The 4,158-nt window shown below is 36.8% G+C and carries 5 protein-coding genes; 1 reads left to right on the forward strand and 4 read right to left on the reverse strand.

All coding sequences use genetic code 11. The features are described from left to right. Window positions 1–106: 106 nt before the first annotated feature. Window positions 107–418, reverse strand: coding sequence for a hypothetical protein (locus C7R92_RS31665; RefSeq protein ID WP_106836874.1), 312 nt, complete (start codon window positions 416–418; stop codon window positions 107–109). 859 nt (window positions 419–1,277) lie between these two features. Here C7R92_RS31665 and C7R92_RS31670 point away from each other — a divergent pair. After that, window positions 1,278–1,790, forward strand: a complete 513-nt coding sequence (locus tag C7R92_RS31670) for a DUF4367 domain-containing protein (RefSeq protein ID WP_056487368.1) — start codon at window positions 1,278–1,280, stop codon at window positions 1,788–1,790. Between the two features lie 371 nt (window positions 1,791–2,161). Here the strand turns inward: C7R92_RS31670 and C7R92_RS31675 are convergent, their stop codons facing one another. The 3 genes from C7R92_RS31675 to C7R92_RS31685 all read right to left on the reverse strand — a co-directional run. Then, window positions 2,162–2,542: a DUF6262 family protein gene (locus C7R92_RS31675; protein ID WP_106836875.1), complete on the reverse strand. Its 381-nt coding sequence runs from the start codon at window positions 2,540–2,542 to the stop codon at window positions 2,162–2,164. Beyond that, window positions 2,543–3,631, reverse strand: coding sequence for a tyrosine-type recombinase/integrase (locus C7R92_RS31680; protein WP_106836876.1), 1,089 nt, complete (start codon window positions 3,629–3,631; stop codon window positions 2,543–2,545). A gap of 345 nt (window positions 3,632–3,976) precedes the next feature. Further along, on the reverse strand, window positions 3,977–4,158 hold a 182-nt coding region (locus C7R92_RS31685; protein ID WP_146147648.1), incomplete at its 5' end, for an IS3 family transposase.

Raw genomic sequence — 4,158 nt, forward strand, 5'->3', positions numbered from 1 at the left:
GAAAGCAAAAACAGCCGGTTTCCACCACGCTAAGAGGTAACCGGTTTTATCATTCAAAAACCCCAACTACTTCAAAACTTTCCAATCGGAAAATATCTGAAACTGACTACTTTTCTAATGATTCCTTATATTTCTGGAGACGATCAACCCAGTCAATTTTCCTTCCATCAGACGGAACTAAAGGAGGAAGCGTATTCTCATTCCTGAAATAAAATTCAAATAACTCTGTTTTCGCTCTGCCATTATTAAGGAGACTAGATAGGGTTATATTATTGGGTGCCTCCTCAGCAATTAATGCAGCGAATTCCTCACGCTTGTACCTGTTCCAAGGTTTCTCTAAATTTAAAAATTCAGCTACTGTCGATTTGTGGATTTCGCCGCGCATTAAACTTGTAACGACCTCATCTTTTGTCCACATATGAGTTCTCCTTCAGGGGCTTACCTTTTATCCTTGAAGAGCATTGGTGCAGGAAATAAAATGCTACTTTGTGTGAAATGAAGCATCCTAGGTGGTCAACTCGAAGATGAGCGTCTGCCCCACAACTGGTCAACTTTTTGATTAGCGTTTACAGCTGGCGGTACCCCATTATAAAGAAAATGTTCTAGTCTACCACTTTTTATGTAAGCGTAAAATAGTCCCCACCTTGTAAAACGATAGGGACTGCTTTACGCTATTTATTTAATACGCCTAAATACTAGATGAATTCTATCGGTTATTGCGAAACTTCCCCAACTGGAATTTCAACATAGAATCCTCCTTCAGTCTTGTTATTCGTCATTGAATACCAAGTCAGTTTATATTTCCCTGCCTCACGATACCCTAGATTGTAAATAGTCTCGTTGTTAACTTCACCAATAATTTTATCCCACACTACGTCTCCGTAGGTATTAGTTAATGTCCATAATGTTTTAGCTTTTTGGCCACTATGAATCCCCTGTTGCTAAAGATGTAATGATATGTAACCTTCTTCATGCAATGAAATATTCACTTCGTCATTATCTCCAGTAGTAGTAGGACGAACTAAATATGGTCCCCATTTTTTATAAATAGCTAGCTTTTCAATTGATTCTGATGAATTTCTATTGATTTTACTTTCTGTTGCAAAACTAGGTGTGAAAGAGCTAAATGCCAACCCTAAGGTAAGAGTGGAAATCAAAACTTTTCTAAGCAGAATTCTACAATTATGTACTTTATCCTTCCTTTTCTTACATAAAATGAGAATAAGATTTGCCTATCTTAGAGAAACTAATATTACTTTACAACTAAGGGTGAACTTATGAGGATTTTTCCTGGTTTTTTTCTAAGTCTATGTGTCGTATTAAGTCCAATTACAACTGTGGTACATGCAGTAACCTTCCAATATGGTCCGCATAACACAATTACGATTGAAACACTGCAAAAAGAAATTGATTTCAAATTACTTGTACCAACCAAAATCCCTAAAGATTGGATATTAGAAATAAAAGAGGGTCCTCGGACAGATGGAAAACAAGATTATTGTAATTTAAATTTTTTGGACAAAAATGATCAATATTTAATGATGTCTCTAAATCAAAAAAAAGCTATTTTTAAGGAACTAGATTCGTACCAAAACAGGCGCGACAATACTGAAATCGTTCAAATAAATAACTTTGAAGGACATTTCGAAGCTTGGGTTGGTGGCAGAAATGGTGCAAATGATACTCCTGGTGGGTATTTACGTTGGATTCAAAAAGGCACTTATGTCGAAATGGAAAGTTCTAGACTGTCTAAAGAAGAAATGATAAAAATCGCAAAATCACTAAAGTAGAGTAAGCGTAAAACAGTCCCCATTTGCGTATCACAAGCGCAGCCTCTAGCCAACGTCTCGTCGCGACCGTCAAGCCGATGAGCTGTTGACAACAACCAGGAGGACATCCCATCGCCAGCGTCCGAAGCTGCTTGTGTACAACATGCGCCGTCTCTGGCCAACGTCTCGTCGCGATTGGTAAAGCACATGAGTGGCTACGATGACCAAGAGAAGATCCGTTCCGCATGCCCAATCATTGAGGCCATTGAATCAAGAATAGCAATAAAGCCGGTTATTTACCCTTAGCGTGGTGAAAACCGGCTGTTTTTGCTTTCTTAATCCCTTAACGTTGTAAATCCGCGTTTTGCTGGCGGTACCCCATTTAGTAGAAATTAAATCTGATCGTAGGAATTTAGCAGTAGATTATCACGTACTTTTTTTGTCTGTATCAATTCTTCTTCTAATTTTTTTATTCGGTTCCGTAAGGAGGCTATAATCACATCTTTGGATTCATCACTTGTGTTCCGTCTTACCTGTTTTGCCGGAAGTCCCTTTTGTTGTTTGCGAAGGGTATCTATTCTTTCAAATAAATCTTTTGTTTCATATAAGAATCTTTTAGAAACACCAGCTTCAATTGATACGGAGTTGATGTTTATTGTCTTTTGCTGCTTTATCATTTTCTTTACAACATCTTCAACTAAGAGCCTCTTTTGTTGTCCTTTTTCTCTTGCATATTTTAAGAGTCCCTCAGTATTGGGATTATTATTAACCAACTAGTTCACCTTGTTCCTTTCATTATTCACATATTCTCGTCTCTCTTTCTCTAGTCCATATACTTTCCCTGAAAGTTGAATATCTTTAATAATTCTCTTGTAGCTTTCAATTTTCTTTTCTGCCAGCTCCATTGATCGTAACTGGTTGTTTTTGCTGTACTCTATTAAGTCTTCTGCTATTTTATCTAATTGCTCCTGGTAATATCCTACGAAAGAGGTATCAACATGAAAACTTTTGCAACTATTTTTTATACAAGGTGGTTCTTCTATCATCTGATCTCTAAATTCACAATTTAGTCTATAGTCCCTTACACAAAATCCCCATGGCATTCGAATAGATTCCATGTTATGACGAATCCAGGCTAGTTCTAATCCATTATCAATAGCTTGAAGTTCAAGATCAGTCGATTCAAATACTCCTCTTGCGTTTATACGCAATCCACCTGTCCTTTTTAAGACTTCCTCTCTTGATTTACGAAGGGTAGTATCAAGAATTCTTGCATATGTCATAGTCATCTCTGGAGACATATGGCCTAATAAGGTCTGAACGTGAACTAGATTCATGCCATTGTTAATGTTAGTTACGCCGAAGCGATGTCTAAAGGCATGACTATTAAAATGATAAGGCTTCCCCTGATAATTTATATTACATTCTAATGCAAATAGATTTAAAACTCTTGATACCCAATTTTGGTTAAATGGTTTTCCTTTTCTTGGTCCAGATGTTTGAACAAATAAGTACCCTTTAGGGTTACTTTTTTGATCTGTTTCTTTTCTTGTTTGCTCTTGTTGTGCCAGCAGAATAGCAATTACTTTTTCATCCACAATAGGAATCCTATGTCCTTTAATTCCCGGTTTCATTTGATCTCCAACTAACCACCAGCCTTGTTCATTACAATAGAGAAAATCTTCTGTCTTTAGCGTGAGAATGTCTGATATTCGGAAACCTGAAACCTCAAGTGCCATAATTACTGGTATTAGTTTATAGGGTAGCTTTTCAATATTTGCTATCAATTGATCCCATACTTCATCAGGAATGTATTTAATTTTTTTTAACGCCAGATCTTCTGATCTGCCTTGGAATGTCATCTGGAAATAAAAGTTTGGACACTGGAGAAGTAGGGGCTTCTTTCCATTCGTATCTCTCGAGATATTCTAGAAATACTTTTAGTTGAAATAAATTAGTCCTGACAAAGTGATTTGGATTAGCATCTTTTCTTTTTACTTCTGTTGCAGCTTTATCACAGTAAACAATAAAGTCGAGAATGTCTTGACGTGAAAGTTCATTAAGGGCAATCTGTCCCGGATATTTTTTTTCTAGGAAAGCAAAGAAGTGAATAAACCCTCTATACAAGATTGATGTTGCGGTTCCGGATTAACCCCTTGAATTTGGACACATACAACCTTAATCGTTGTTTCTCTTAGAATTGCTAATTAAAGACGAACTGCCTTAATTGACATCGGTTGCTTTTTGTTTTTTTCATAAAACTCAAGCGGAGATAGATCACGAATGCTAGAATGTATTCTTCGTTCGTTGTAAAAACGGATATATTTTGCCACCTCTTCATAGGCTTCTCCATACGTTTGAAACTCGGAACGAGCTAAACACTCGTCCT

Origin of the sequence: Brevibacillus porteri (genome assembly GCF_003013475.1) — a bacterium.
GTDB classification, from domain to species: Bacteria; Bacillota; Bacilli; order Brevibacillales; family Brevibacillaceae; genus Brevibacillus; species Brevibacillus porteri.

Coding starts and splice junctions, on each gene's coding strand:
- C7R92_RS31665 (WP_106836874.1), bottom strand. CDS start 418: ATGTGGACAAAAGATGAGGTCGTTACAAGTTTAATGCGCGGCGAAATC.
- C7R92_RS31670 (WP_056487368.1), top strand. CDS start 1,278: ATGAGGATTTTTCCTGGTTTTTTTCTAAGTCTATGTGTCGTATTAAGT.
- C7R92_RS31680 (WP_106836876.1), bottom strand. CDS start 3,631: ATGACATTCCAAGGCAGATCAGAAGATCTGGCGTTAAAAAAAATTAAA.